Origin of the sequence: Pseudomonas sp. TWP3-1, from assembly GCF_049896625.1 — a bacterium.
Classification (GTDB): Bacteria; Pseudomonadota; Gammaproteobacteria; order Pseudomonadales; family Pseudomonadaceae; genus Aquipseudomonas.
This window is the reverse complement of the sequence record NZ_JAFCUQ010000001.1, coordinates 546,890-570,860: the sequence shown is the minus strand read 5'-3', so window position 1 is coordinate 570,860 and position 23,971 is coordinate 546,890. Positions and strand designations below refer to the sequence as shown.

The 23,971-nt window shown below is 59.2% G+C and carries 19 protein-coding genes; 13 read left to right on the top strand and 6 right to left on the bottom strand.

Translation table 11 applies throughout. From position 1 onward, the window contains the following. Nucleotides 1-13: 13 nt before the first annotated feature. Nucleotides 14-346 (bottom strand): carboxymuconolactone decarboxylase family protein, encoded by a 333-nt coding sequence (locus ACP7BN_RS02685; RefSeq protein WP_420650234.1) that lies wholly within the window; start codon nucleotides 344-346, stop codon nucleotides 14-16. Nucleotides 347-685: 339 nt separating this feature from the next. Here ACP7BN_RS02685 and ACP7BN_RS02680 point away from each other — a divergent pair, with 339 nt between their 5' ends. Beyond that, nucleotides 686-925: a hypothetical protein gene (locus tag ACP7BN_RS02680; protein WP_426201396.1), complete on the top strand. Its 240-nt coding sequence runs from the start codon at nucleotides 686-688 to the stop codon at nucleotides 923-925. A 51-nt stretch (nucleotides 926-976) separates the two neighbouring features. On the opposite strand, the gene ACP7BN_RS02675 is transcribed toward ACP7BN_RS02680, so the two are convergent. Further along, complete coding sequence (locus ACP7BN_RS02675; RefSeq protein WP_426201394.1) at nucleotides 977-1,774, bottom strand: helix-turn-helix transcriptional regulator; 798 nt, start codon at nucleotides 1,772-1,774, stop codon at nucleotides 977-979. Between the two features lie 105 nt (nucleotides 1,775-1,879). On the opposite strand from ACP7BN_RS02675, the gene ACP7BN_RS02670 reads away from it, so the two are divergent. Beyond that, nucleotides 1,880-2,839: a threonine dehydratase gene (locus ACP7BN_RS02670; RefSeq protein ID WP_426201393.1), complete on the top strand. Its 960-nt coding sequence runs from the start codon at nucleotides 1,880-1,882 to the stop codon at nucleotides 2,837-2,839. A gap of 66 nt (nucleotides 2,840-2,905) precedes the next feature. Here ACP7BN_RS02670 and ACP7BN_RS02665 read toward each other — a convergent pair whose 3' ends face one another. Together ACP7BN_RS02665 and ACP7BN_RS02660 are read right to left on the bottom strand one after the other, a co-directional pair. Then, nucleotides 2,906-4,183 (bottom strand): carbohydrate porin, encoded by a 1,278-nt coding sequence (locus tag ACP7BN_RS02665; protein WP_426201392.1) that lies wholly within the window; start codon nucleotides 4,181-4,183, stop codon nucleotides 2,906-2,908. 95 nt (nucleotides 4,184-4,278) lie between these two features. Then, the gene (locus ACP7BN_RS02660) at nucleotides 4,279-6,684 is read right to left on the bottom strand and encodes a glucose/quinate/shikimate family membrane-bound PQQ-dependent dehydrogenase (protein WP_426201391.1); all 2,406 of its coding nucleotides are present in this window, start codon (nucleotides 6,682-6,684) and stop codon (nucleotides 4,279-4,281) included. Nucleotides 6,685-6,945: 261 nt separating this feature from the next. On the opposite strand from ACP7BN_RS02660, the gene ACP7BN_RS02655 reads away from it, so the two are divergent. Next, nucleotides 6,946-8,964: a DUF262 domain-containing protein gene (locus tag ACP7BN_RS02655; RefSeq protein WP_426201389.1), complete on the top strand. Its 2,019-nt coding sequence runs from the start codon at nucleotides 6,946-6,948 to the stop codon at nucleotides 8,962-8,964. A gap of 56 nt (nucleotides 8,965-9,020) precedes the next feature. Here ACP7BN_RS02655 and ACP7BN_RS02650 read toward each other — a convergent pair whose 3' ends face one another. Next, a complete protein-coding gene (locus ACP7BN_RS02650; protein ID WP_426201387.1) occupies nucleotides 9,021-9,374 on the bottom strand; it encodes a hypothetical protein in 354 nt (117 codons plus the stop codon). A gap of 3 nt (nucleotides 9,375-9,377) precedes the next feature. After that, a complete protein-coding gene (locus tag ACP7BN_RS02645; RefSeq protein ID WP_426201385.1) occupies nucleotides 9,378-10,277 on the bottom strand; it encodes a LysR family transcriptional regulator in 900 nt (299 codons plus the stop codon). Between the two features lie 115 nt (nucleotides 10,278-10,392). On the opposite strand from ACP7BN_RS02645, the gene ACP7BN_RS02640 reads away from it, so the two are divergent. From ACP7BN_RS02640 to ACP7BN_RS02595, 10 genes are all read left to right on the top strand, one after another. After that, nucleotides 10,393-11,433, top strand: a complete 1,041-nt coding sequence (locus tag ACP7BN_RS02640) for an AbrB family transcriptional regulator (RefSeq protein WP_426201384.1) — start codon at nucleotides 10,393-10,395, stop codon at nucleotides 11,431-11,433. 91 nt (nucleotides 11,434-11,524) lie between these two features. Continuing rightward, the gene (locus ACP7BN_RS02635) at nucleotides 11,525-12,649 is read left to right on the top strand and encodes an alkene reductase (protein ID WP_426201382.1); all 1,125 of its coding nucleotides are present in this window, start codon (nucleotides 11,525-11,527) and stop codon (nucleotides 12,647-12,649) included. A gap of 52 nt (nucleotides 12,650-12,701) precedes the next feature. Then, nucleotides 12,702-13,022 (top strand): ArsR/SmtB family transcription factor, encoded by a 321-nt coding sequence (locus ACP7BN_RS02630; RefSeq protein WP_426201380.1) that lies wholly within the window; start codon nucleotides 12,702-12,704, stop codon nucleotides 13,020-13,022. 289 nt (nucleotides 13,023-13,311) lie between these two features. Then, a complete protein-coding gene (locus tag ACP7BN_RS02625; RefSeq protein WP_261735259.1) occupies nucleotides 13,312-13,845 on the top strand; it encodes a fimbrial protein in 534 nt (177 codons plus the stop codon). Nucleotides 13,846-13,931: 86 nt separating this feature from the next. After that, a complete protein-coding gene (locus ACP7BN_RS02620) occupies nucleotides 13,932-16,376 on the top strand; it encodes a fimbria/pilus outer membrane usher protein (RefSeq protein ID WP_426201378.1) in 2,445 nt (814 codons plus the stop codon). Nucleotides 16,377-16,424: 48 nt separating this feature from the next. After that, complete coding sequence (locus tag ACP7BN_RS02615) at nucleotides 16,425-17,162, top strand: fimbrial biogenesis chaperone (protein ID WP_426201376.1); 738 nt, start codon at nucleotides 16,425-16,427, stop codon at nucleotides 17,160-17,162. Continuing rightward, a complete protein-coding gene (locus ACP7BN_RS02610; protein WP_426201375.1) occupies nucleotides 17,159-18,178 on the top strand; it encodes a fimbrial protein in 1,020 nt (339 codons plus the stop codon). The genes ACP7BN_RS02615 and ACP7BN_RS02610 overlap by 4 nt, the downstream gene beginning before the upstream one ends. Nucleotides 18,179-18,295: 117 nt before the next feature. Continuing rightward, on the top strand, nucleotides 18,296-19,483 hold the full coding sequence (locus ACP7BN_RS02605) for an EAL domain-containing response regulator (protein WP_426201372.1): 1,188 nt from the start codon (nucleotides 18,296-18,298) through the stop codon (nucleotides 19,481-19,483). 42 nt (nucleotides 19,484-19,525) lie between these two features. Next, the gene (locus tag ACP7BN_RS02600) at nucleotides 19,526-20,152 is read left to right on the top strand and encodes a response regulator (RefSeq protein WP_420650251.1); all 627 of its coding nucleotides are present in this window, start codon (nucleotides 19,526-19,528) and stop codon (nucleotides 20,150-20,152) included. After that, nucleotides 20,153-23,791, top strand: coding sequence for a transporter substrate-binding domain-containing protein (locus tag ACP7BN_RS02595; protein WP_426201370.1), 3,639 nt, complete (start codon nucleotides 20,153-20,155; stop codon nucleotides 23,789-23,791). It abuts the gene before it with no gap. The last annotated feature ends 180 nt before the right edge of the window (nucleotides 23,792-23,971 follow it).

Genomic DNA, 23,971 nt, shown 5'->3' with positions numbered 1-23,971 from the left:
GGCCGGCGGTGGATCAAGACTTGTCGAACGCGTCGAGCACGTGAGTGCTGTAGACCAAAGCGGCACCGGCATTCATGTTGATTGCCACGCCTAGGGCTTCAGCAACTTCTTCGCTGGTGACTCCGACTTTCTTCGCTTCGGCAGCGTGGAAAGCGATGCATCCGTCACAGCGAGTAGTCACGGCTACGGCCAGGGAGATCAGCTCCCGAGTCTTGGCGTCCAGATGATTGGTTTTCGCGCCAGCGGCACCGAGCGCTGCCATGCCCTTCATGGTTTCAGGGCTCAAAGCGTTGAGTTCCATCAGTCGGGTGTTGATGTCTTTGCGGGTTTGCTTCCAGTCTTGCATGGGATTCTCACGAGAGTAGAGATACGGTGGGCGTCGCGTTGGTGAATCTGCGAAGAACACTACCATCCAGTTGGTAGGCTATCAAATGCCGCGCGTTGATATTAGCTATCAACGATATTTCTATCGTGACGAATAGAGCGCAGATTGGATGCCCGATACATAGATGACAGATTGATCACTCGGTTTTCGCGTGAGGTCCCATTTTCCCTGCCGCCCATCGCGTATCTCTATGCATCAAAAAAATTTGAACCGCTTCCAGACGTGCTCGCCTAATGATTAGCGTGTGGGTAATCCCACAGGCAATTTGCCAATATCGGCATACTCCGAGAGGTGTGTAACGTGGCTAAAGACGAGAAGAAAAGCAAAGACGACGCTTCGAAAGCCAGCAAGGATTTGAAGGACAAAAAGTCATCGCCAGCGAAAAAATCAGCAGCGGCATCGGCTCTTTCGAAATCTTCCGACAAGAAAGACAAGAAGAAAGACGCCGAACCGAAGAAGTCTGCAAAAAAGGCTGACAGCAAGCCGGAAAAGGCCAGGAAATCCGAGAAGTCGGACAAGCCGGCGAAGAAGAAAAAGTGACATCTGCATGAAGCTAGGGCTTTGCGCCCTAGCTTTCTCTTTTCGCTACCATCAAAAAATCTTGCGCAACTCCCCCGGACTCACCCCAAGCCGCTGCCTGAAAACCGTCGTCATATGCGCCTGCGAGTTAAACCCGCACGCCAGTGCAATCTCCGCCAGACTCGCCGCCGAATCGCGCATTTGCGCCCGCGCCTTGGCCAGGCGCCGGTCGATCAGATAGCTATGCGGACTTTTCCCCGTCGCCTGCTTGAAGGCGCGCATGAAATAGCCTTCAGACAACTCGAGCAATTGAGCCATCGCCTGAATACTCAGTGGCCCATCGAGTCCGGCGTCAATGAACTCATCCAGCAAACGCATGCGATTACCGGTCAAGCAATGCGGATGTTCAAAAGAAAAATCCCCCTGAACCCGCTCAGCCATCGCCAGCGCCCAAGCTTCGATATCGTCATCAACCGAGGCCTGCAACAACGCGCGGCGCATTTGCAGGGCCAGCTCAATCGCCTGCGGATCAACCCGGTTACTGAACTCCCGATCCCCGACCAACGCCGCGCCGTCAGTACGAATCACCCGCAGATATTCGCCACCTGACGGCGACTCGGACAACACGTCACACCCCACCGGCACGAATGCCAAGCCATTGGGTAACGCAGCAAACGGGCGCACCCGGTCACTGCCAATCGCGTGTACGCCGCGCTGGCTGTCGAAGGCGAAACCGATGGCTGACTGAGTCGCCACATAGCGCGTTGCGTAAGCGGCGCCGGGCAGCAGTTCGATCGCCCACGGCCCGGCTTCGATTCGGCAAATCGTTTGCGGGGCGGGCGAGGGCGATGGGCGATTTCGGGAATTCATGAACTGCATAGTAGTGAAGTGCCGAGGCAAAAGTCAGGTGAGTTTTTTGAAAGCCGACGTGTTGCGCCCGCTCCTAGACTGGGCACAATTTCAGGGAGACGACTCATGCACACACTGACTCGCGACGATATCGAACAAGCTGCGCAGCAGGTTTATCAGGTTATGCAGCCTACTGCGCAATACCGTTGGCCGTTGCTGGCCGAGCGCTTGGGCTGCACGGTGTGGGTCAAGCACGAAAACCATACGCCGACCGGCGCGTTCAAGGTGCGCGGCGGTATTACCTTCATGAACTGGCTGCGTCGTGCGCATCCGCATGTGAAGGGCATTGTCTCGGCGACGCGCGGCAATCACGGGCAGAGTCTGGCGCTGGCGGCCAGTGCCGTGGGGTTGCAGGCGTTAATCGTTGTGCCGATCGGTAACTCGGTGGAGAAGAACAACGCCATGCGCGGCTTCGGCGGGGAAGTGGTCGAGTGCGGGAAAGATTTCGATGAGGCCCGCGTGGAAGCCTGGCGTCTGGCGCAAGCGCGCGATCTGTATCTGGTCCCGCCGTTTCACAAAGAGCTGGTGAAAGGCGTGGCGACCTACGCGCTGGAGCTGTTCACGGCGGCGCCGGATCTGGACACGGTGTATGTGCCAATTGGCTGCGGGTCTGGCATTTGCGCCGTGATCGCCGCCCGCGATGCGTTGGGCCTGACCACCGAAGTGGTGGGTGTGGTATCCACCGAGGCCGCCGCTGCGAAGTTGTCGTTTGAAGCGCAGGAGATCCGCGAAACCGCCTCGGCCAATACCTTCGCCGACGGCCTCGCGGTGCGCATGCCGATTCCCGATGCGTTCGCCATTTACGGCGCCGGTGCCGCGCGCATCGTCTCGGTCAGCGAAGAGGAAATCGCCGAGGCGATCCGCGTGTATTACACCGACACCCACAACCTGGCGGAAGGCGCGGGCGCGGCGGCGTTGGCCGCGCTGATGCAGGAGCGCGGGTTGATGGAGGGCAAGAAGGTCGGGGTGATTTTGTCCGGCGGTAATATTGATCGCTCGGTGTATGCGCGGGTGATCGGCGAGTAGAACTTCAGCAAAACTGAACCCCGCCGGAGTGCAACGGATGAATCCGGCGGAGCTGTACTTTGAGGGTCAGAGCGCGGCTTTGACCTGCAAACCGACCACCAACGCATTGTCGATGTCCTGCCCGGAAAACGCGCCCGGCTCGATGATGTATTGCAGGTTCGGGCGCAGGGTCAGCCAAGGCGTGGCCTGATAACCGTAGCCGAGTTCGATCAACTGCTCGCCGCTGTCCAGATTGGACAGCGGCGTGCCATTGGCCAGCGCGGCGTCTTGCAGCACATCGCGGCTGCGCGGGTTGGGCACGGCGCGGCCGTAACCGAGGGCGAGGGTGTCACGCGGGCGACCTTCGAACGGTTTGTACAAAACCACCCCGGTGCCGTACCACTTGCTGAACGGCGAGGCCGCTTGGCTGGCCGCCGAATACTGGCCGAAGGCATGCAGGCTGCGGCCCTCGGAAGTCGGCGAGCGCCAGACAGCTTGGTCGACCAGCAGATAATGGCCGCCGCGACCGGACACTTCCTTGTCGCTGCCGATGCGTTTCACGTCGGAACTGTCGTAGTAGTAACCGAGCTTGTATTCGCCGGGCAGGCTGCCGGCGTGCTTGTACACCAGCTCGATTGGCACCACGGTGCCGGTGGTGTGTTTCGGGTCGAGGTGCCAGGCGCGGCTGGAGTTGCCGTTGCTTTCCGGGTCGACATTGAACGCGGCCACGCGCAGCTGCCAGGAGGACGACAGGTCGTATTTGACCCGCACGCCGAGGCGCGCATTCGGGTAGTTGGTCCAGCCGCTGCCGCCGGACATGTTCAGCGGATGGCCGCAGAAACCGGCGTTCATGAAGTTGCACAGAATGCCGCTGTCGAGGCCGCCGAGGTCGTTGCCCATGGCCATGTAGCCGAGTTTTACGTTGAGCGCCGGGGTGAACAGGCTGCGCTCGTAGCTGAGTTCGGTCAGGCGCGTGTAGAGGCCGCCGTAGTTTTCCTGAATCGGCAGACGGTTGCCGACCAGATCTTCCGAGGCGCTGTTGCCGCGTCGGTCGTTGATCGTGAGCTGGACCTTGCCGGCGTTGTCGACGCCATACAGTTTGCTCAGGTCGAACTGCACGCCGAGCTTGATGTTCTGCGAGTAGCGCGTCGAGCGGTGCAGGCCGCCATCGGCGTTGTAGGCGGTCTCGCCGCTGTAATCGCCGGTGAACTTCACGCCGTCTGCATCGAGCTGATGGCGCAGGCCGCCCCAGTCGCCGGTTAGCGTGTTGCGGGTGAAAACGCTGGAGTCGGTATCGGCGAGGGCGGGCAGGGCGGCGCCGCAGGTCAGGCCTGCCAGCAAGGCGTATTGAGGGAAACGAGACATGTGAATCTTCCTGCTGAAATCTGAGGCGATAGACAGAAAACGACGCGGCACCCGAAGGTGCCGCGCACTGTTGCGATGAAGGTGGTTGCTGCGGTTTACGGCAAGGCGTAAGCCATCACGTAGTCGCCACGGTCGGTCGATTGACGCGCACCACCAGCGGTGACGACGATGTATTGCTTGCCGGTTTTCGGCGAAACATAAGTCATCGGGCCGCCCTGACTGCCGACCGGCAGACGCGCTTTCCAGACTTCTTCACCGTTGCCGCTGTTGAAGGCGCGCAGGTAGAAATCCTGAGTGCCGGCGATGAAGATCAAGCCGCCCTGAGTCGACAGGGTGCCGCCGAGGGTTGGCAGCCCGATCTTGATCGGCAGGTGCATGCGGATGCCCAGTGGGCCAGTGTCTTCAACGGTGCCGACCGGCACTTGCCAGGCGACTTTCTGGGTCTTCATGTCGATCGCGGTCAGGGTGCCGAATGGCGGCGCCTGGCACGGAATGCCGGCCACCGACAGGAAGCGGTTTTTGTTCACCGCATACGGCGTGCCCTTCAGCGGAACCGCGCCCATGCCGGTGTTCAGCGCTTCGCCACCGGAGGTTGCCTGACCTTTGTTCTGCGACGGGATCATCTGAATCCACAGGCCCAGACGCATGTCGTTGACGAAGATGAAACCGTGCACCGGGTCAGTCGAGATACTGCCCCAATTCATGCCACCCAGCGAGCCGGGAAAGCTCAGGGATTTGTCGGTGCCCGGCGCGGTGTACAAGCCGTCATAACGCATGCCTTTGAAGTCGATGCGGCACAGCAATTGATCGTATGGCGTGGCGCCCCACATGTCGGATTCGGTCAGATGCTGAGCACCGATCTGCGGCATGCCCACCGATTTTGGCTGGGTCGGCGAGTAAGGTTCGTTGGGGATATTGGCGGCTTTGACCGGCACTTCATCGACCTGAGTCAGTGGTTTGCCAGTAGCGCGGTCGAGCACGTAAATCTGCCCGGCCTTGGTGCCGATCACCAGCGCTGGAACGGTTTTGCCGTCCTTGGTGAAGTCGATCAGGCTCGGCTGCATCGGCAGATCGAAGTCCCACAGATCGTTGTGCACGGTCTGGAATACCCAATTTTCCGCGCCGCTGTTGGCGTCCAGCGCGAGGATCGAGGCGCCGTAGGTGTGATCGAGTTTGCTGCGTTCGACGCCGTAGATGTCGGTTGAAGAGCTGCCCATCGGCAGGAAAACCGTGTTGGTTGCAGAGTCATAAGACATCGGCGCCCAGCTGTTCGGTGTGCTGCGGACGTAAGTGCTGCCGTCGGCCGGAGCGTTGCGGTCCTGCGGGTTGCCCGGATCGAATGCCCAACGCATGGCGCCAGTGATCACGTCGAAACCACGGATCACGCCGCCCGGCATATCGGCTTGCACGTTGTCGGCAACCCGACCGCCAACTACCACGGTAGTGCCGGCCATCAGCGGCGCGGAGGACAGTTGATAGTAGCTGTCCGGGACATCGCCCAGACCGGCCTTCAGATCAACCTGACCGTTGTTGCCGAACCCCTGGCAGAACTCGCCGGTGTCGGCATCGACTGCGATCAGACGTGCGTCGATGGTGTTGGTCAGCAGACGACGGGTGCAGTTGGCGCCGGGAGCAACTGGTGTTTCGGTAATCGGCGAACTGCTCGGTTTGGCGACGGCGGTGCTGGCATCGAAATAGGCCATGCCACGGCAACGCTGCCAGACTTTCGACTGGGCGTTGATGGCGTTTTTCCACAGTTCTTTACCGGTATCGGCATCCAGTGCGATGAGATTGTTGTGCGGGGTGCAGATGAACACCTTGTTGCCGATTTGCAGCGGCGTCAGCTGGTCTTCGGCGCCATTGCCGTCGCTCTCGGCGATGTCGCCGGTGTGGTAGGTCCACGCGACTTTGAGTTTGTCGACGTTGCTGCGGTTGATCTGATCCAGCGCAGCAAAGCGGCTGCCGCCTTCGGTATTGCCGTAGTGCGCCCAATCCTTCTGGGCCTTGTCCGGTGCAACCGGGGTCAGGCCCGGGCCGGTGCCGGTCGCGGCGACGGTCGGATGCGCAACGAACATGTTGCCGACAGCAACGGCCAGGCCCACTGCCAGAACAGCCGCAACCGCATAAGCACCACGCCCGGCAATGCCACCGTTGGCACGTTTGAGCAGCGGATAAACCAGCGTCACGGCAAGGCCGACGGCGCTGAACATGAACAGCCGCGAGAACACCGGCCAGAATTCCAGACCCACATCAACCACGGCCCAGATCGCTGTGCCGAGCAGGAACGCGGCAAACACCCACGCACCCGCAGGCTTGTAGCGGGCGATCAACAGACCGGACACGGCCATCACCAGACCGCCCACCAGGAAGTACCACGAGCCTCCCAGGCTGACCAGTTTCACGCCGCCAGCAGCGAGTGCCAGGCCGAGCAGGGCGATGATCACCCCGAGCCCGACCAATATGATTTTTGATACGCCGGAGACGCGTTGACTTGGCTTCACGTTGGGAGTCCCGTTGGAAATGAAGCGGCGATTATATAGGGAGCTATCTATTTAGTAACTGTTTAGTTCAAAGTTGAGAAAAGCCGTGGATCGCTTGGGATCCGGGAGCGCGATTTCACACTTCAGCGTGGCGCAGATTCGGTAAATGGCAAGGCACGCTTCAGAGCCGCCGGCCTCAAAAGGTGACTGCAATTTGATATTGAATGGCCACATCCTTAGACTTGCGCGGTTTTTCAGTTCGCTCATTTCCAAGGAAGGCCCATGCAGCCCAACGATCCAACCCTTCGCCATTTCGGTGAAGTGCTCGAGCATTACAGTTTTCTGATTCCGGATTACCAGCGTGGATATTCCTGGGGCGAAAGTCAGTGGCAGGCGCTGTGGCGGGATATTCAGAATGTCGCGCGCAGCGGTGCCGAGCAGCACTTCGCGGGCATGATGCTGGTACGTCCGTGTACGCAGAAAAAAGGGCCGCCACGAGTTGAGGTCGTCGACGGACAGCAGCGACTGATTACGGTGATCATCCTCGCGAATGCGCTGCGTACCTGCCTCGGTGAGGCGCCTCAGGACTTCGCAGTTGAGTTCAAGGGCAACAAGGAGCTGCAGGATTATTTTGACTTCTACGCTTTGGGCAATGCTGATGCTGAATCCAGCCTCTCGCGAGAGCCCTCCAGCTATGCGTTGAGTCTGAAGGCGGCTGCGGTGTTCTATGGCGATTTGGTCACGCAACTGCCCAACGCGGAGGCTCAACAGGTGCTGGATATCCTGCTGGACAAGTTTTGCGTGTTCTTGCTGGCGGTGTCGCCAGCGTTCGATATTCACATTGCGTTTGAAACGTTGAATAACCGCGGGCGCCCGCTTTCGAAAATGGAGCTGCTGAAAAACCGGCTCATCTATCTTTCAACTGTCGTCGCCCAGCCTGGCGACAATGCCGCGGACTTGCGCAATCTGGTTCACGAGGCGTGGAAGGGCATTTATCAGGCTTTGGGGCGCAGTGAAAAGACCCAGCACCACGACGATGAGTTTCTGTTGGCGCACGCCACCGCTTATTTCAAGCGCAAGCGCGAGGCTGACTGGCTGGAAAACACCCTGTTCAACGACGTGTTTACGGTTGGCAATGAGCAGACCACGTTCGCGTTTATTCAGGAGTACATCCAGAGCCTGCAGAGCGCGGCGCAATGGTGGTCGCACATTCATTCGCCTACGTTGATGCCGTCGGGGCACCAGAAGCAACTGGATCGACTGGAGCATTGCGGCTTTGCTTTTTTCAAACCGCTGATTCTCTCCGCTTACTTGCGTGCCTCCTCAGGTATTCGTGGAGCAATCGTCAGCCCGCGCGAGCATGCACGCGCATTGTCTTGCGTTGAAACGCTATTGGCGGAAATCGAACGCTTCATCGTGGTGGTTTTGAGGCTTTCCGGAGTTCGAGGAAACACCGGAAGAGCTGACATGGAGTCCGCTGCCTACACGTTGCTCAAACCTGGCAGGGATGGTTTTCTCGCCGAAGAGAACGGGATACACAAACTCAAGAACCATGAGGCAATTGAGCTGACCTCCCGCTTTGTCAGAGCCAGCGCGAGTAATGTGGAATACGAAGATGGAAGCTTTGACGATGACGAGTTTCCATGGGAGGGATTCTTTTACCCGAGTCAGTTGCAAGCGCATATCGAGCGGCGTTTTCAGAAAGGCGACGGCTTCTACAAATGGGATTTCACCCGTCTGGCTCTATATGAGTATGAAACGAGCTTTCAAAATGACGGCAACAATCCTGTGAAAATCCCGTGGTCGGATTTTCATTTTGATGAAACGGTCGAGCATATTTTTCCGCAGAATCCCTCTGGAGCGGGCAGAGCCTATTGGGATGAGAAGTTCTCTGTGGACGGGCGTTCAGATCGTCAGGGCCGGATTATCAAAGCGTTGCAGAACTCTCTGGGTAACTTGTTGTTCCTTTCGCGCGCCAGTAACTCGGCAGCCTCGAACGACGCCTACAGCATCAAACAAGGGCGAAGCGAGACTGGCAAGCGCATGCGCTACACGAACGCGAGCTATTCGGCGACTGAAGTGGCTCAATCCTTTCGCGAATGGAACGCGCAAAGCATCGCGGTCCGCGGTGTGGCGTTGCTCAAATTTATCGAGCAGCGCTGGGACATCGAATTGACGGATACCCCCGACGACCTCAAAAGCTATCTGCCACTGTGCTTTGGCTCACAAGGCCAAGCTATCAAAGAGGGCAAGGCCGGGAAAATATCCACGCGCAGTTTGAGAATGAAACAGGCCAACTGAGCAGCAAGAGCCTTTGCATAGGGCGTTGAGAGCAGGTAAGCCCGCTCGCAACGCTGTCAGTCTTCAGCGTGGGCTTCAAGCTGCTGCGGGTCTATCAACAACGGCAAATCATCTTCGCGCACGCCTTCGTCCCTCAGTCGCGCGCGAACTCTTGCGGTTTCTTCCACCAGGTCGAAATCGCAATCCAGCGGAATGTAGACCTGATCCCACATCTCCAATATCCGGTACTGGATTCGGCAGCCGTTCGATTGCAGAAATGCACCGAATTGCTGATCGGTGGGACGTGAAAAGTCCGAGCACCAGTAAGGCAACTTTCGGGCGAAATAGCCTCTGGCGATTACCAGATGGTGATGGAAGCTCTCATTCAAAATTGTGATCTCCGTGCTGGACAGGTGGTTGAGCTGTGACACTGATCATTTTTCCCGCAGTGTTCGCTGGATCACATCAACAAACGCTCTTACCAACGGACTGCGCTCGCGCTTTCGCGTCAATAACAGCAGGGGGGCGGTGGCGCCAGCCTCGGCTAACGGGCGATAGGTCACGCCGCGTTTAACCAGCGCTTGTGCGCATTGCGGAACGACAGCGACACCACGGCCGGCGGCGACCAAAGCGATAATCGAGGTGATCTGTTTGCCCGTCGGCGCCGGTAAAGGCGTCAGCCCATGGCGGCGATACAGCGCTTCGATGATGTCATTCAGGCCAGAACCATAGTCGGTCGGAAAGGCAATCAACGGGTAGGCGCTCAGCTCGGCCAGTGTCACTTGAGCCTGGCGGGCGAGTGGGCTGTCGCTGGCAATCGCCGCGACCAATGGTTCGTTGTCCAGGCAGATGGCCTGAATCTCTGAATCGTCTCCGGGCGGCTGCATGCGACTCATGCCGATGTCGAGCCGACCTTCGATAATCTGCGCACACTGGGTGCTGGAGGCACCTTCTTCCAATGTCAGTTGCACGTCCGGATACAGCGAGCAGAACGCCTGAATCGTCTGGCTGAAGATGTCCGACAGCGCAATCGAGCTGGCGTAGCCGACCGCCAGATGGCCAACGCTGCCGGCCGCCAATTTGCGGGTGATGGCTTCGGTGAGGTCGACCTGCTCCAGCACCGCCCGGGCGTAGGGGAGGAAATGCCGGCCCTCGGAGGTCAGCGTCACGCTGCGGGTGTTGCGGTCGAACAGGCGAAAACCCAGTTCGCTTTCGAGTGCCGAAATCTGCCGTGTCAGCGGTGGTTGGGCAGTGTTCAGGCGCAACGCGGCACGGCCAAAGTGCAACTCTTCGCTGACAACCAGAAAGCAGCGCAGGCGGCGGAGATCGATCATCGTCATCCTTGGGTATCAATCGGTCGAAAATAGGTATTGGATCCTTTCGTCGGCCCATCTTATAAAACTGTTTAAAAATATTACGAAGTTTTTCACCCCTCCACGGAATGGACAGATGACCCGAAACAGGCTGCTGGCACTGCAAAACGTTATTCCTGTCCCGGTGGCGGCATTGGGCGCATGGATCGGCTACATGACCGGGTTGCCGCTTGGCGAGTTGATCGGTGCGATTTGCCTGGTCACCGCGTTGAGCAAAATGGGCGTACGCATGCGCATGCCTTACCCGTTTGTGGCCGCGGTGCAGTTACTGCTTGGGGTCAGCGTCGGCTCGATCGTCACCGCGTCGATGATCAGCGAGTTAAGCGATGTGAGCATTCTGGTCGGCCTGCTGATCTGCATGACCACGCAGATTTTTGTCGGCTACAACTGGCTGCGGCGCATGGAAAAGTGGGGGCATATCGAGAGTTTGCTCGGTTCGATTCCGGGGGCGATGGCGGCCGTGATGACGGTGTCGGGCGAGGAGGGACCAGCGTCCGGGCGCATCGCGTTCGTGCACATCGTGCGTCTGCTTGCGCTGCTGCTGGTGGTGACGATCATTGCCGGTGGGCATGCCGACAGCGTGGCGCCCGCGCTGGGCTCTCTGGACAACTACCTTGGCGTCATTCCGCCGGCGATTGCGGCAGTCGCGCTCGGTTATCTGCTCGAGCGTTTCGATGTACCAGCGCCGTACATGCTGACCGGGCTGATTTGCAGCGCAGCGGTGAATGTGGTTTTCCCCCAAGCCCATCTGCGTGTGCCCGACCCGCTGGCGATTGTCGCGCTGATTCTGCTCGGCGGGCTGATCGGCATTCGTCTGAAAGACATCACCTTCAAGGATTTCGTGCGCTACATCCGCGCGGGTCTGGTGGTCACCGCGCTGACCTTTTGCACGACCCTGGCGGTCGCGTTCGCGTTCAGCAAACTGACCGGCAAACCGTTTCTGGCGTTGTTCATGTCCTGGGTCCCCGGCGGCGTCGAGGTGATGACGGCCGCGGCGTTGCTGCTCAAACTCGATCCGGCGTTTGTCATGCTCAATCATGTGGTGCGCATGTCGATCATCCATATTTCGCCGGCGTTTCTGCCCAAGCGTTTGCTGCAAGAGAATCCTTCAGCCTGATTGAGCGGGGAAAAGGTTCTTAAACACAACGTATTCATGTATTCGAATGTGTTAATGTGTGGCTCTCATTCAGCAGAGCTGCAGAAATTTCATGACCGAATCAAGCTTGTTCGCCCCGTTGTCACTGGGCGGCCTGACCCTTAAAAACCGCATCGCACTGCCGCCGTTGACCCGCTCGCGAAGCTCGCAGCCGGGTGACATTCCCAACGAACTGATGGCCACCTACTACCGTCAGCGCGCCACGGCGGGTTTCATGGTCACCGAAGGCACGCAGATCGAACCGCGTGGCCAAGGCTACGCATGGACGCCAGGCATCTATAGCCAAGAGCAAGTGGCTGGCTGGCAGAAAGTCACCGAAGCCGTGCACCAGGAAGGCGGGGTGATTTTCTGTCAACTCTGGCATGTCGGCCGTGTTTCACACACCAGTCTGCAACCCGACGACCAGCCGCCAGTCGCGCCTTCTGCGCTGCGTGCGACTGCGGTGAAAGTCTTCATCGAGACCGGCCCCGAGGCGGGCGCATTGGCGGATCCAAGCATGCCGAGGGCGTTGAGCACCGCTGAGGTTAAAGAGTTGGTCGAGCTGTATCGGCTGGCGGCGGTCAACGCCAAAGCCGCTGGCTTCGATGGCGTGGAACTGCATTCGGCGAATGGTTATCTGCTCAACCAGTTCATCTCCGAGCACACTAATCAGCGCACCGACGAATACGGAGGCTCCCTGACGAATCGCCTGCGTTTTCTGCGTGAAGTCACCGAAGCCGTGATCAGCGTATTTGGCAGCGAACGGGTCGGTGTGCGTTTCGCGCCGTTGTTCGAAACCACTGACGAAGAACGCGTGTATCTGGGGCTGGTCGAGAGCGATCCGCACGCCACCTACGTTCAGGCCGCCGCCATGCTCAATGAGTTGGCCATCGGTTATCTGTCGATTGCCGAAGCCGATTGGGACAACAGCCCGGACTTGCCGCTGACCTTCCGCGCTGCACTGCGCGAAACCTTCAGCGGGCCGATCATGTACGCCGGGCGCTACACCGAAGCCAAGGCCAAAAGCATCCTCAGCCAAGGCTATGGCGACCTGTTCGGCTTCGGTCGCACGTTCATTGCCAACCCGGATCTGCCGCACCGATTGCAGAATAATTTGCCGCTGAACCCGGTCAACCCTGCGACCTTGTACGGCGGCGGCCAGCAGGGCTACATCGACTATCCGTTCAGCCCGGCATAAAATGCGCCGCTAATCCCGGGGCTCGCTCCGACCGCACAGGAGCGAGCAACACATGACCGATCTGAACGAGACGCTCAAAGTCCTGGCAAGCCCGGTCAGGCGCACGGTGCTGACCTGGCTGAAAGACCCGCACACATCGTTCGCTGGCTACGAGCAACTCTACGACTTCAATGTGTATGGCGTCTGCGCCAGTTTGATTCAGGACAAGGCCGGGCTGGCGCAACCCGCGACCTCGCTGTGCCTCAAAGCCCTTGGTGACGTTGGCCTGGTGAAAGCCACCAAAGTTGGAAAGTGGACTTATTACCAGCGTAACGAGGAACAAGTAGCTGCTGCCATGGCGGGTTTGTTGGCAGACCTTGAAGTAAATCTCTGAATGCCGACGCGCTGATTTATTCCGCCGGAAAAATCCTACAAATCGGGCGGAAAGAACTTACATTTCCAGTCTTGGGTAACGCGCATTATTTTCCCCGGAGCAGAGCGATACGACTTGCATGATTATTATTGACGCATAACTTCTCAACTACTGCCGAGCATATGAAAGGGGGCGCCGCAGTTTTTCAGAAGTTCTGGATTTTCCTGAGGGGAAGTTGGATTTCTGGCAATCAATAGTCTGCAAGTCGATCGCTGGGCCTGATAAATAATTATCCCAAGAGATGGATTAAATGAAAAAGATTGTCGCTGTTACCGCCGCTACTGTTGTCATGGGCCTTGCTTCCTTCGCCAACGCCGCCACGCCGGCGAGCGGCAACCCGGGGACTGTGCGTTTCATCGGTGAAATCGTTTCCGGCGCTTGCGGTATCGACGCCAGCTCGCTGGACCAGACCGTGTCTCTGGGCCAAGTGCCGTCGAACCAGTTCAAGGCGATCGGTGATCGTTCTACGCCGACCAAGTTCGACATCATCCTGACCGACTGCGATACCGCCACCCAGAAAAACGCCCGCTTCACTTTCAGCGGCGTGCAGGATCCGGCGGTTCCGGCGCTGTTCGCCACCACCGGTCTGGCGCAAAACGTCGGCATCCGTCTGCAGGCCAGCGCCGGCGAAATGCTCGACAACGGCAAGGAGCAAGTTGCACCGGTTGTCCTGCAGAACGGCAACAACACCGTCACCTTCGCGGCCATGTATGAAGCCACTGCCGCGACCGTGACCACTGGTGAAGCAGACAGCGTTGCCAACTTCACCGTGGCTTACAACTGATACGCCCGTATCGAGTGTTGTAAGGAAAAGGGGCGAAAGCCCCTTTTTTCTTTGTCCGTTACGCTGCTGATTGAAGGGTACTTTCCGTGTACTGCCGCAAACTATTGGTGTCTTGCGTATTGATCTCCTGCGCGCGTTATTCCGCTGGGCTGGAATTCAATACCGAGTTTCTGAACATTGATCAAAATGACGATATCAGCCTCGGTCAGTTCACCCATGCGCAATACACAGTGCCGGGCAGCTACTTGCTGGATATCGTGGTTAATCAACGTTATTTCGGCACTCGCTCGATCGAATTCAAACCTGGCGACAACCCGCAGGAAAGTTACGCGTGCCTGGACGAAGAACTGGTGACCAAGTTTGGCCTTAAACCGGACTTGTTCAAAAACTTGCCGCGCCTCGCCGCAGGCCAGTGCGTGGACTTGCGTGCCATCGACAACGCCACGATCAAATACCTGAAAAACCTCGGTCGTCTGTCGATCAGCCTGCCACAGGCGTCGTTTGAGTACGACGACCCCAATTACATTCCTCCGGCGGCCTGGAGCGACGGGCTCGATGGCGCGTTGCTGGATTACCGGCTGATTGCCAATGATCGCCAGTCCAGCGCCGCTTCGGGCGATTCGCGTTCATTGCAGAGTTACGGCACCGCGGGGCTGAACATCGACACCTGGCGGGTGCGCGCCGACTATCAAGCCCAGCACAATTCCGGTGAGCAGAATCGCGGTTTCGACGACAAGGCGTTTCAGCTCAATCGTCTGTACGCCTATCGCGCACTGCCGGCGATTCGTTCGAAATTGTCGGTCGGCGAAGACTATTTGAACTCCGACGTGTTCGATACTTTCGCGCTGCGCGGCGCGACCCTGAGCAGTGACGATCGAATGTTGCCGCCCAACCTGCGCGGCTATGCGCCGTTGATCAGCGGCCTGGCGCGCACCAACGCGACGGTCACGGTTTCGCAACAGGGCCGGGTGTTGTACTCGACCACCGTGACCCCTGGCGCGTTCAGCATTCAGGATCTCAACAGCAGCGTTCAAGGCACGCTCGACGTGACCGTGCGCGAGGAGGACGGCAGCGAGCAGACCTTCACGGTGTCCACGGCGGCGGTGCCGTTTCTGTCGCGCGAAGGCGAGTTGCGTTACAAGGTCTCGGCGGGACAGCCACGGCTGACCGGCAGTGGCGGCACAGAACCCGGGTTCGTCGCCTCGGAAATGGCTTATGGCTTGCCCCACGACTGGACGGTTTACGGCGGTGTGCTGGCGGCCAGCGATTACCTGTCAAACGCGTTCGGCGTCGGCAAAGACCTCGGCGTTTTCGGTGCGCTCTCTGCCGATATCACCACCTCGCGCGCCAAGTTGCGCTGGACTGGCGAGGCCGCGGTGGGCAACTCGTACCGCATCAATTATTCCAAGCACTTCGATGGGATTGGCACCGATCTGCGCTTCCTCGGTTACCGTTTTTCCGACCGGACCTTTACCAACTTCTCGCAATTCGTCGGCGACCCCGATTCCTATGCCCTGAACTCGGGCAAGCAGCGCTATTCGGTGACGCTGGCCAAGCATTTTGGCTGGCTGTCGACGAGTTTTTCCTACGATCACTCGACCTATTGGGACGCGGCCCCGTCCGACCGTTTCGGCCTGTCGCTGGCGCGCAGTTTTTCCGTGGGCAACGTCAAGAACATCAACGTCAATCTGTCGGCTTACCAGACCCAGAATGCGCAGCGCAACGACTCGCAGATCTACCTCGGGGTAAGCATTCCGTTGGGCGGCAATTCGATGTTGTCGAGCAACGTCCAGCGCTCCGGTTCCGGTGGGTCATCGGCCAACGTCGGCTACAGCCACGACGACGGTCAGGGCGTGAATTACCAACTGTATGGCGGCGTGGGCGACAACAAATACGTGAATGCCTACGTCGGCAAACGTGCCTCGACTTATCGCGCCAACGCCTCCGCGACCACCGATGGCAGCACCTATCGCTCGCTGACCGGCGAACTTGACAGCTCGCTGGTCGTGACCCGTTATGGCGTGTCGGCGCATGGCAACGGTTCCAACGGCGACACCCGGTTGCTGGTGTCCACCGACGGCGTGCCGGACGTGGCCTTTACCGGCCAAGCGCGGACCAACAAGGATGGCTACGCGGTCATGGATGGCTTGCCGTCGTTTCAGGCCTATGAGGCGCGGGTCAACATGGAAAAGTTGCCGCTCAATACCGAAGTGACCAACCCGATCCAGCGCCTGGCTTTGACCGAGGGCGCAATCGGCTACGTCAACTTTGCCACCGGCCAGGGCCACAACGCGCTCGTGGCGTTGACCCAGGCCAATGGTCAGCCGGTGCCGTTCGGCGCATCGGTTCAGGACAAGGACACGAACAAGGAAGTCGCAATCGTCGGCGAGGCGGGCGTGACCTATCTGCTCGGCGCCAAAAGTGGCGCGCAACTGGTTGCGCGCTGGGACGACTCGAAAAGCTGTGCGCTTACCGCGTTACCCGACGAAGACGTGCTGAGCAATGTCGCCAAGCCCGTGCGGTGCCGGTAATCCGGGCATCGATGGATGCCTGTTCCTTGATTTTTGTGGAGAACCCTTATGTCAGTTTTCAAGATCCAGCCTTTATTCAATCGCCTGAGCCTGCTGGTCGGGTTGTGTATCCCGCTGCTCGCCAACGCGGCCGTTGTGCCGGATCGCACGCGAGTGATTTTTGAAGAGAGTGCGCCGTCGGTGAGCGTCACCCTCAGCAACAAGAACCCGCAATTGCCCTTTGTGGTGCAGTCGTGGATCGAAGACCAGAACAGCAAAAAGGTCAGTTCACCGTTCATGGTGCTGCCGCCCTTGCAGCGCATCGAGCCTAACGAAAGCAGCGTGCTGCGCATCGTCAAGCTGCCGGATGTGGCATTGCCCGCCGATCGGGAGTCGGTGTTCTACCTCAACGTACGCGAGATCCCACCGAAGACTGAAGCGGTCAATTCGATGCAGATCGCCCTGCAATCAAAGATCAAGCTGTTCTACCGCCCGGCGGCCGCCAAGCGTGAGCGCGGCGAAGATCTGGCATTGCGCATGAACCTGAAAATCGATCCGGTCGGCAAGCAATTGCTGGTGGACAACCCTTCGCCGTTTCACATCACCGTGGTCGGGCTGCTCACGGGGCCTGACAAGACCAAAATGCCCATGGACACCATCATGATCGCGCCCTTCAGCGGCGCCCGGATTGCCCTGAACAATATCGGTTTCAGCGAACTGCGGGTGTCGAACATGAACGACTTCGGCGGCCAGACCGACTCGCTGTTCAACTGCGCAGCCAATGTCTGCAAGGCCGTGAAGCCATGACATGCCGTGCGTTGCTCAGGCTGGGCGTTGTCGCGTTGTTGTTGGCGTTTTCTCAGGCGTCGTGGGCGCTGGTGTGCAAGTCGTCGCAGGGCGGCAGCTATCTGAGCGAGTACATCGGCCCGGTCTCGGTGCCTGACACCGTGCCCGACGGCACAATCATCTGGCGCTCGAAAACCCACGTGGTGCCCGCCGATTGCTGGAAGGTGCACGACATTCACTATCAGGAAAACGATCCGATCTATTTCTACGGCAACCCGGCCGGCCTCGACGCCACGCCCTGGGGCATCGAATTCGGCCTGGTGTACCGGCAGGTCACGTCGTGGGACGGTGACTGGAGCGCCAATCCGACTCAAGGCGTGAATACCGGCGTGATCGCGCCGGGTTGCCCTAACGCCAACAATGATGCCGATATGTTGGCCTGTTCGCGTGTGACCCCGAGCATCGCGTTCCAGGTGGTGATTCGTAAACGCGGGTTGCTACCGCTGCAGCGTCCGTCACAGGACACCTACGACGTGTTTCAGTTTGACGGCCTGTACGGACTCAACGGCGGCCCGAGCAACCCGTTCGGCAACTTCCGCTTCCAGCTGAGCGGCTTGCAGAACATCGTCGGCACCGCGTGTACGGTCGATGTCACCGTGACCCCGGAGCCGGGCATCGTCGACTTCGGCGTGATCCAGAAAACCGCCACCGGATTCTCACCGCCCAACCCGACCAAGCCGTTCAGCCTGGCGCTGGAGAAGAAATGCAGCAGCGCGATCAACATCGGCGCGACCTTCGTTACGGCCAGTCAGCAGGGTGAGTACAACGTCTTGCCCGCCGCTGACAGCCAGTTCGGTATTCAGGTCAGGGACGCGCACAACAACCTGGTGCCGATCAATGAGCCATTCCCGCTGGCGAATTTTCCGGCGGACGTCAGCCATATTGATGTGCCGTTCAGTGCCTCGGTTGTTTCGCTGGGTGACCCCAAGGTCGGGCCGTTCGAAGCGATCATGGTGGTGCAGGTGATTTACTACTGACTCTTTCAGGGTGTCCGTGGGAATTTTCCTACAAGACGCTCGGATGAATCCTTCGCTCGGCATCACGCACGCTCGCCACTATGCGCTATCACGGGTCGATTGAGCGACGGAAAGACGATGGCCTTCCCACGAGTGTTGGTGCTGGAAAATCAGGGTTTCGCGCGCAGCGTGCTGGTCAGGATGCTGCAGCGACTCGGTGCGCGGGACGTGTTGCAAGCCTGCGATGGCGAACACGCCATGCTGCAACTGCATTTGCTGGGCAAAGTCGATGTGGTGTTCTGTGATCTCGGTGATCGAGGGCTGGACTGTCTTGAATTTCTGACCCGCGCCAGCCAGGGCGCAATGGTTCGTTCGGTGGTGCTGTGCGGCGAACTGCAACCGGAGTTACAGCGCACGCTGGGTCAGTTGAGCTCGCTCGCCGGGTTGCGGCTGCTCGGTGTGCTGAGCCATCCGATCCAGTTGCGCGCCTTGCATCGTGTCCTGCACGGGTTCACGTTCACACCGCTTCCACGTCATGCACCGTTGCCACCCCGCGAGCTGCCCAGTGAAAACGATGTGCGCCGTGGCTTGGCCCTCGGCGAGTTTCGTGGCTGGTTTCAGCCGCAGTTCGACCTGCGCAACGGTGGCGTGGTGGCGGCGGAAGCGCTGGTGCGCTGGGAGCATCCGGCGCGAGGTGTGCTGTTGCCGTGCGATTTTCTCGCCGCGGTCCTCGCGTATGACTTGATCGACCAGATGTTCTTGCAACTGCTCGAACAGGGCTTGAGTCTGTTGCAGATCCTGCGTCGTCGCGGTGTGAACCTGACGCTGGCGTTCAACCTGCACGCTTCGCAGTTGGCGGGCGATGGCTTGATCGAAGACATCAAGCGCACGCTGGAACGCCATGGGTTCAAAGGCTCGACGCTGGTGTTCGAGCTGGCGGAAAACGGCTTGCTCGATTGCCCGCCGCAGACCCACGAAAACCTGTTGCGCCTGCGATTGCTCGGCTGTGGTCTGGCGATCGATGATTTCGGCGTGGGATTTTCCTCGCTGAAATGGCTTTGCCAGCTACCGTTCAACCAGATCAAGCTCGATGGCCGCTTTGTTCAGCGACTGGATCGGCCGGCTGACCGCGCGATGGTCGCCAGCACCCAGGCGCTGGTGCGGGCATTGGGCATGAGCCTCTTGATAGAAGGCATCAGCAGCCCGCGCATGCGCGACCGACTGCTGGAGCTGGGTTGCGAAACCGGCCAGGGGTTTTATCTGGAAAGGCCCATGAATGGCCATGCGCTGCTGCAATGGCTGGATAAAACCGCAGACGTACGGTAAAAAACCTGGCGCGCTCGCGAAAACATGTCGACAGAGGTTTTTATGTTTAAAGCGATGGTTGTGGACGATCATCCGTTCATTCGCTCTTCGGTCAAAATGCTCCTCAAGCAAGAAAACTTCGACGTGGTGGCGGAAGCGGATAATGGCGCCGATGCGGTGCAAATGGCCCGCGAGCACGCCCCGGATCTGATCGTGCTCGACATCGGCATGCCCAAACTGGACGGCCTCGAAGTGATTTCGCGGATCAGCGGGCTGGGCCTGTCGTCGAAGATTCTGGTGCTGACTTCGCAATCGGCGCAGTTCTATTCGATGCGTTGCATGAAGGCCGGTGCGGCCGGATTCATCTCCAAGACCAACGACATCAACGAGCTGATCAAAGCCATCAAAGCGGTCATGGATGGCTACACCTTCTTTCCCAATCTGGCTGGCAGTTCGGTACGGCGCAGCGATGTCGAGGCCACGGAACTGGATCTGATCCAGACATTGTCCGACCGCGAGCTGACGATTCTGCAGCAGTTGGCCAATGGTCTGAGCAACAAGGAGATCGGCGAGGCGATGCTGCTCAGCAACAAGACTGTCAGCACCTACAAGACGCGCCTGATCGAAAAGCTCAACGTCAAATCGGTGGTCTACCTCGCTGATTTCGCCAAACGCAATCACCTGGTCTAGATGAATATTCCCATCAAAAAATGCCTGGCCATTGTGTGGCTGCTCGGCACCTTCGGCGTGTTCAGCGCAGCGGCTGCCGAACCCGATGCCTTGCAAGTGCTCGGCCGCTCAACCGTGGACGAGTATTCAGTCTCTCTTGATGAAGCAGACTGGCAGTGGCTGCGGCACAAACGCAGCTTGCTGCTCGGTGCTTCGGCGCCCGATTACTCGCCGTTCGGCATCACCGGCAACAGCGACGATTACGAAGGCCTGACGGCGGATTACGCGCAGTTGGTCTCGCAACTGTTGCACATCAAAGTCGAGGTGCGGCGTTATGCGTCGCGCGCCGAAGTGCTCGCCGCGCTGAAGAACGGCGAGATCGATCTGCTTGGCACCGCCAACGGTTTTGAAGCCAGCGACCCGCAGTTGGCGATGTCCGAGGCCTACGCGGACGATCAGCCGACGCTGGTAACCCGCGTCGGTGATAGCCAAAACCTGCCGACAGACCTGGCCGGCAAGCGTGTGGCCATGCTCTATCACTATCTGCCGCCGGATACGGTCAAGGCGTTTTACCCCAAGGCCACGGTGCAGCTCTATCCATCGACCCTGAGCGCAATCGGCGCCGTCGCGTTCGGTCAGGCTGACGTCTATCTCGGCGACTCGATCAGCTCCAATTATCTGATCAGCAAGAATTATCTGAACAACGTCCAGCTCAGCGATTTCTCGCGCATGGAAGTGCAGCCGTTTGCGTTCGCCGTGGCCCGGGACAACGCGCGTCTGCTGCGAATTCTCAACGTGGCGCTGAAGGCTATTCCGGTCGACGAACGCATGACGATTCTGCGCCGCTGGAATGCCGGTGGCGCGACGATGCCTGGGCACAAGGTATTGCACTTCAGCGTCAGCGAGCAGCGCTGGCTGGATCAGCATCCGCGGATAACAGTCGCGATCAACGAAAACTTCCTGCCGCTGACGTTCATCGACGATGACGGTAACTTTCGCGGCATCAGCGCTGACGTGCTGGCGAAGATCAGCCTGCGCACTGGCCTGAAATTTGATTTGCAGCGCGCTGACTCGGTGCATGACCTGATCGACCGGGTGACCGATGGCGAAGCGGACATGCTCGCTGCGTTCACCCCGAGTGTGGAGCGCGAAAACGAGCTGCGTTTCACCCGGCCGTATTTGACCAACCCGTTTGTGCTGGTCACGCCGGTTGGCGCTGATCGGCCGCAAACCCTGGACCAGATGGCCGGCAAACGCCTGGCGTTGATTCGCGGCAACGTGCTGCGTGAATACCTGATCGAGCATTATCCGCGGGTGCAACTGCTGCCAGCGGACAACGCCGTCGACGCCATGGCCATGGTCGAGCGCGGTGACGCCGACGGCGCGATCAATTCGTTGATCAGCGCGCGTTACATGATCTCCCGCCAGTACCGCAATCGCCTGCAAGTCACCAGCACCGTCGGCACCTTGCCGGCGCGCATCGCGTTTGCGACCAACCGTGGCGCTCTGGAACTGTATTCGATTCTCGACAAGGCTTTGTTGAGTATTCCGCCGGAGGAAATGGACGAGCTGACCAATCGCTGGCGCAGCGAGATCGTCATCGATGACAGCTACTGGCTGCGCAACCGCAGTGCGATCATCCAGGGCTTCGTGGTGGCGGGCGTGTTGTTGCTGGTGGCGCTGGGCTGGATTGCCTATTTGCGTTTGCTGATCCGCAAACGACGGCAGGCCGAAGCCGCGCTCAACGATCAGATGGAGTTCATGCGCGTGTTGATCGACGGCACGCCGCACCCGATTTACGTGCGTGACCGCAATGGTCGTTTGATGACCTGCAACAGCGGTTACCTGAAAGTGTTCGGCGTCGAGCGCGACGCGGTGATCGGCAAAACCGTGATTGAAGGCGTGCTCAATAATGCTGATGAGGCGCGTGCCTATCACGAGGATTATTTGCAGGTCATGGACGAAGGCCTGCCGCGTATTCAGGATCGCCGGCTGACGTTGGCGCAGGGGCGAGTACTGACGATCTATCACTGGATGCTGCCGTATCGCGGCAGTGACGGCGCGGTGAGCGGCATGATTGCCGGATGGATCGACGTCAGCGAACGTCAGCAGCTGTTGCAGCAATTGCAGGAAGCGAAGGAGGGCGCCGACGACGCCAACCGGGCGAAGACCACGTTCCTGGCGACCATGAGTCACGAGATCCGCACGCCAATGAATGCGGTGATTGGCATGCTCGAACTGGCGATGAAGAAAGCCGATCAAGGCGTTCTGGATCGTTTCGCCATCGAAGTCGCCTCCGGTGCCGCGCGCGGTTTGCTCGATCTGATCGGCGACATTCTCGACATCGCCCGGATTGAATCCGGGCGCCTGTCGCTGGCGCCGGAGCGCGCCAATCTGCGTGAACAGATCGAATCGGTAGCGCGTATTTTTGACGGCTTGGCGCGACAAAAACAACTGCGTTTGCAACTCAATCTGGATGCGCTGAGCAACGTTGAAGTGCTGGTCGATCCGCTGCGCTTCAAGCAGATTCTTTCCAATCTGGTGAGCAACGCGATCAAGTTCACCGACACCGGGCATGTGCGCCTGAGCGTGCAAGTCGATACGAATGGCGGGCCGGAGCGGTTAGCGCTGTGTGTGCGGGTCGAGGACAGTGGCCGCGGTATTTCGCTGGAGGATCAGCAGCGGCTGTTCAGCCCGTTCACCCAGGCCGGCAATCACGGACAGACGTCGCGTGGCGGCTCCGGGCTGGGCCTGGTGATCAGCCGCACACTGTGCGAAATGATGGGCGGCACCTTGGTGCTGCACAGCACGCCGGGGCAGGGCACGCAGATTGAAGTGCGGCTGGATTTGCCGTTGCTTGAACCACTGGCTCATGTGCCGGTGGCCGAGGTAGAACCGGTTGAAGTCAGTCGCGCGTTGAATATTTTGGTGATCGATGACTACCCGGCCAACCGCCTGCTGCTGTCGCAGCAACTGAGTTATCTCGGTCACCGGGTCACGGATGCCGAGGACGGTGCCCATGGTCTGCGCGCGTGGCGCAATGAGCACTTCGACGTGGTGATTACCGACTGCAACATGCCGATCATGAACGGCTATGAACTGGTCAGGGCGATTCGTGACGAGGAGGCGGCACGTGGCTTGCCACGCAGTCTGGTGCTGGGTTTCACGGCCAACGCGCAGATCGAAGAAAAGCAGCGCTGCGCCGAAGCCGGCATGGACGATTGCCTGTTCAAACCGATCAGCCTTGAAAGTCTCAACGCACGGCTGGCTTCGGTCACACCGCAGCCTCGCGCAGAACCAGACGACATGCCTGCGGCGCCCGGCCCGGGCGAGATTGACCTGAGCAGCCTCGAGCAACTGACTCGCGGCGATCAGGCCTCCATAAAAAGCCTGCTGGCCGATCTGGCGACCAGCAACGATGACGACATGGCCAAGCTGATCCGCTTGTTCAGCCACAACGACTTGCCCGGCCTGGCGGATCTGGCGCACCGGGTAAAAGGTGGCGCGCGAATCATCAAGGCGCAGGCGTTGATTGAGGCCTGCGAAGCGTTGGAAGTCGCCAGCGAGGGCATGGATGCGCCAGCGCTGACCGAGGCGGTCGACAACTTGCAACAGGCCATGGAGCGGCTGGCCGGGCAATTGGAGATCCATCTGGCTTGATCGAGTGGTTTTTCCTGTTAACGCGTGACCGCTGATTGGCGTGGGAAAATTCCTACAAATGTAGGGAATTTTCCTACTCTTTTCCTCCGCTCTGATCTCTAAATTAGGTACCTCAACTGAGCCACTGGCCTCCCGTCAGATGCTGCTCAGCCTTATGCCATGGGCATTTGCATCGCCGGA

Bases quoted from the DNA above. Each gene is read 5' to 3' on its own strand.
- ACP7BN_RS02610 (WP_426201375.1), top strand. From the start codon at position 17,159: ATGACATGCCGTGCGTTGCTCAGGCTGGGCGTTGTCGCGTTGTTGTTG.
- ACP7BN_RS02670 (WP_426201393.1), top strand. From the start codon at position 1,880: ATGCACACACTGACTCGCGACGATATCGAACAAGCTGCGCAGCAGGTT.
- ACP7BN_RS02630 (WP_426201380.1), top strand. From the start codon at position 12,702: ATGACCGATCTGAACGAGACGCTCAAAGTCCTGGCAAGCCCGGTCAGG.
- ACP7BN_RS02685 (WP_420650234.1), bottom strand. From the start codon at position 346: ATGCAAGACTGGAAGCAAACCCGCAAAGACATCAACACCCGACTGATG.
- ACP7BN_RS02655 (WP_426201389.1), top strand. From the start codon at position 6,946: ATGCAGCCCAACGATCCAACCCTTCGCCATTTCGGTGAAGTGCTCGAG.
- ACP7BN_RS02635 (WP_426201382.1), top strand. From the start codon at position 11,525: ATGACCGAATCAAGCTTGTTCGCCCCGTTGTCACTGGGCGGCCTGACC.
- ACP7BN_RS02645 (WP_426201385.1), bottom strand. From the start codon at position 10,277: ATGATCGATCTCCGCCGCCTGCGCTGCTTTCTGGTTGTCAGCGAAGAG.
- ACP7BN_RS02605 (WP_426201372.1), top strand. From the start codon at position 18,296: ATGGCCTTCCCACGAGTGTTGGTGCTGGAAAATCAGGGTTTCGCGCGC.
- ACP7BN_RS02675 (WP_426201394.1), bottom strand. From the start codon at position 1,774: ATGAATTCCCGAAATCGCCCATCGCCCTCGCCCGCCCCGCAAACGATT.
- ACP7BN_RS02640 (WP_426201384.1), top strand. From the start codon at position 10,393: ATGACCCGAAACAGGCTGCTGGCACTGCAAAACGTTATTCCTGTCCCG.
- ACP7BN_RS02665 (WP_426201392.1), bottom strand. From the start codon at position 4,183: ATGTCTCGTTTCCCTCAATACGCCTTGCTGGCAGGCCTGACCTGCGGC.
- ACP7BN_RS02625 (WP_261735259.1), top strand. From the start codon at position 13,312: ATGAAAAAGATTGTCGCTGTTACCGCCGCTACTGTTGTCATGGGCCTT.
- ACP7BN_RS02595 (WP_426201370.1), top strand. From the start codon at position 20,153: ATGAATATTCCCATCAAAAAATGCCTGGCCATTGTGTGGCTGCTCGGC.
- ACP7BN_RS02615 (WP_426201376.1), top strand. From the start codon at position 16,425: ATGTCAGTTTTCAAGATCCAGCCTTTATTCAATCGCCTGAGCCTGCTG.
- ACP7BN_RS02600 (WP_420650251.1), top strand. From the start codon at position 19,526: ATGTTTAAAGCGATGGTTGTGGACGATCATCCGTTCATTCGCTCTTCG.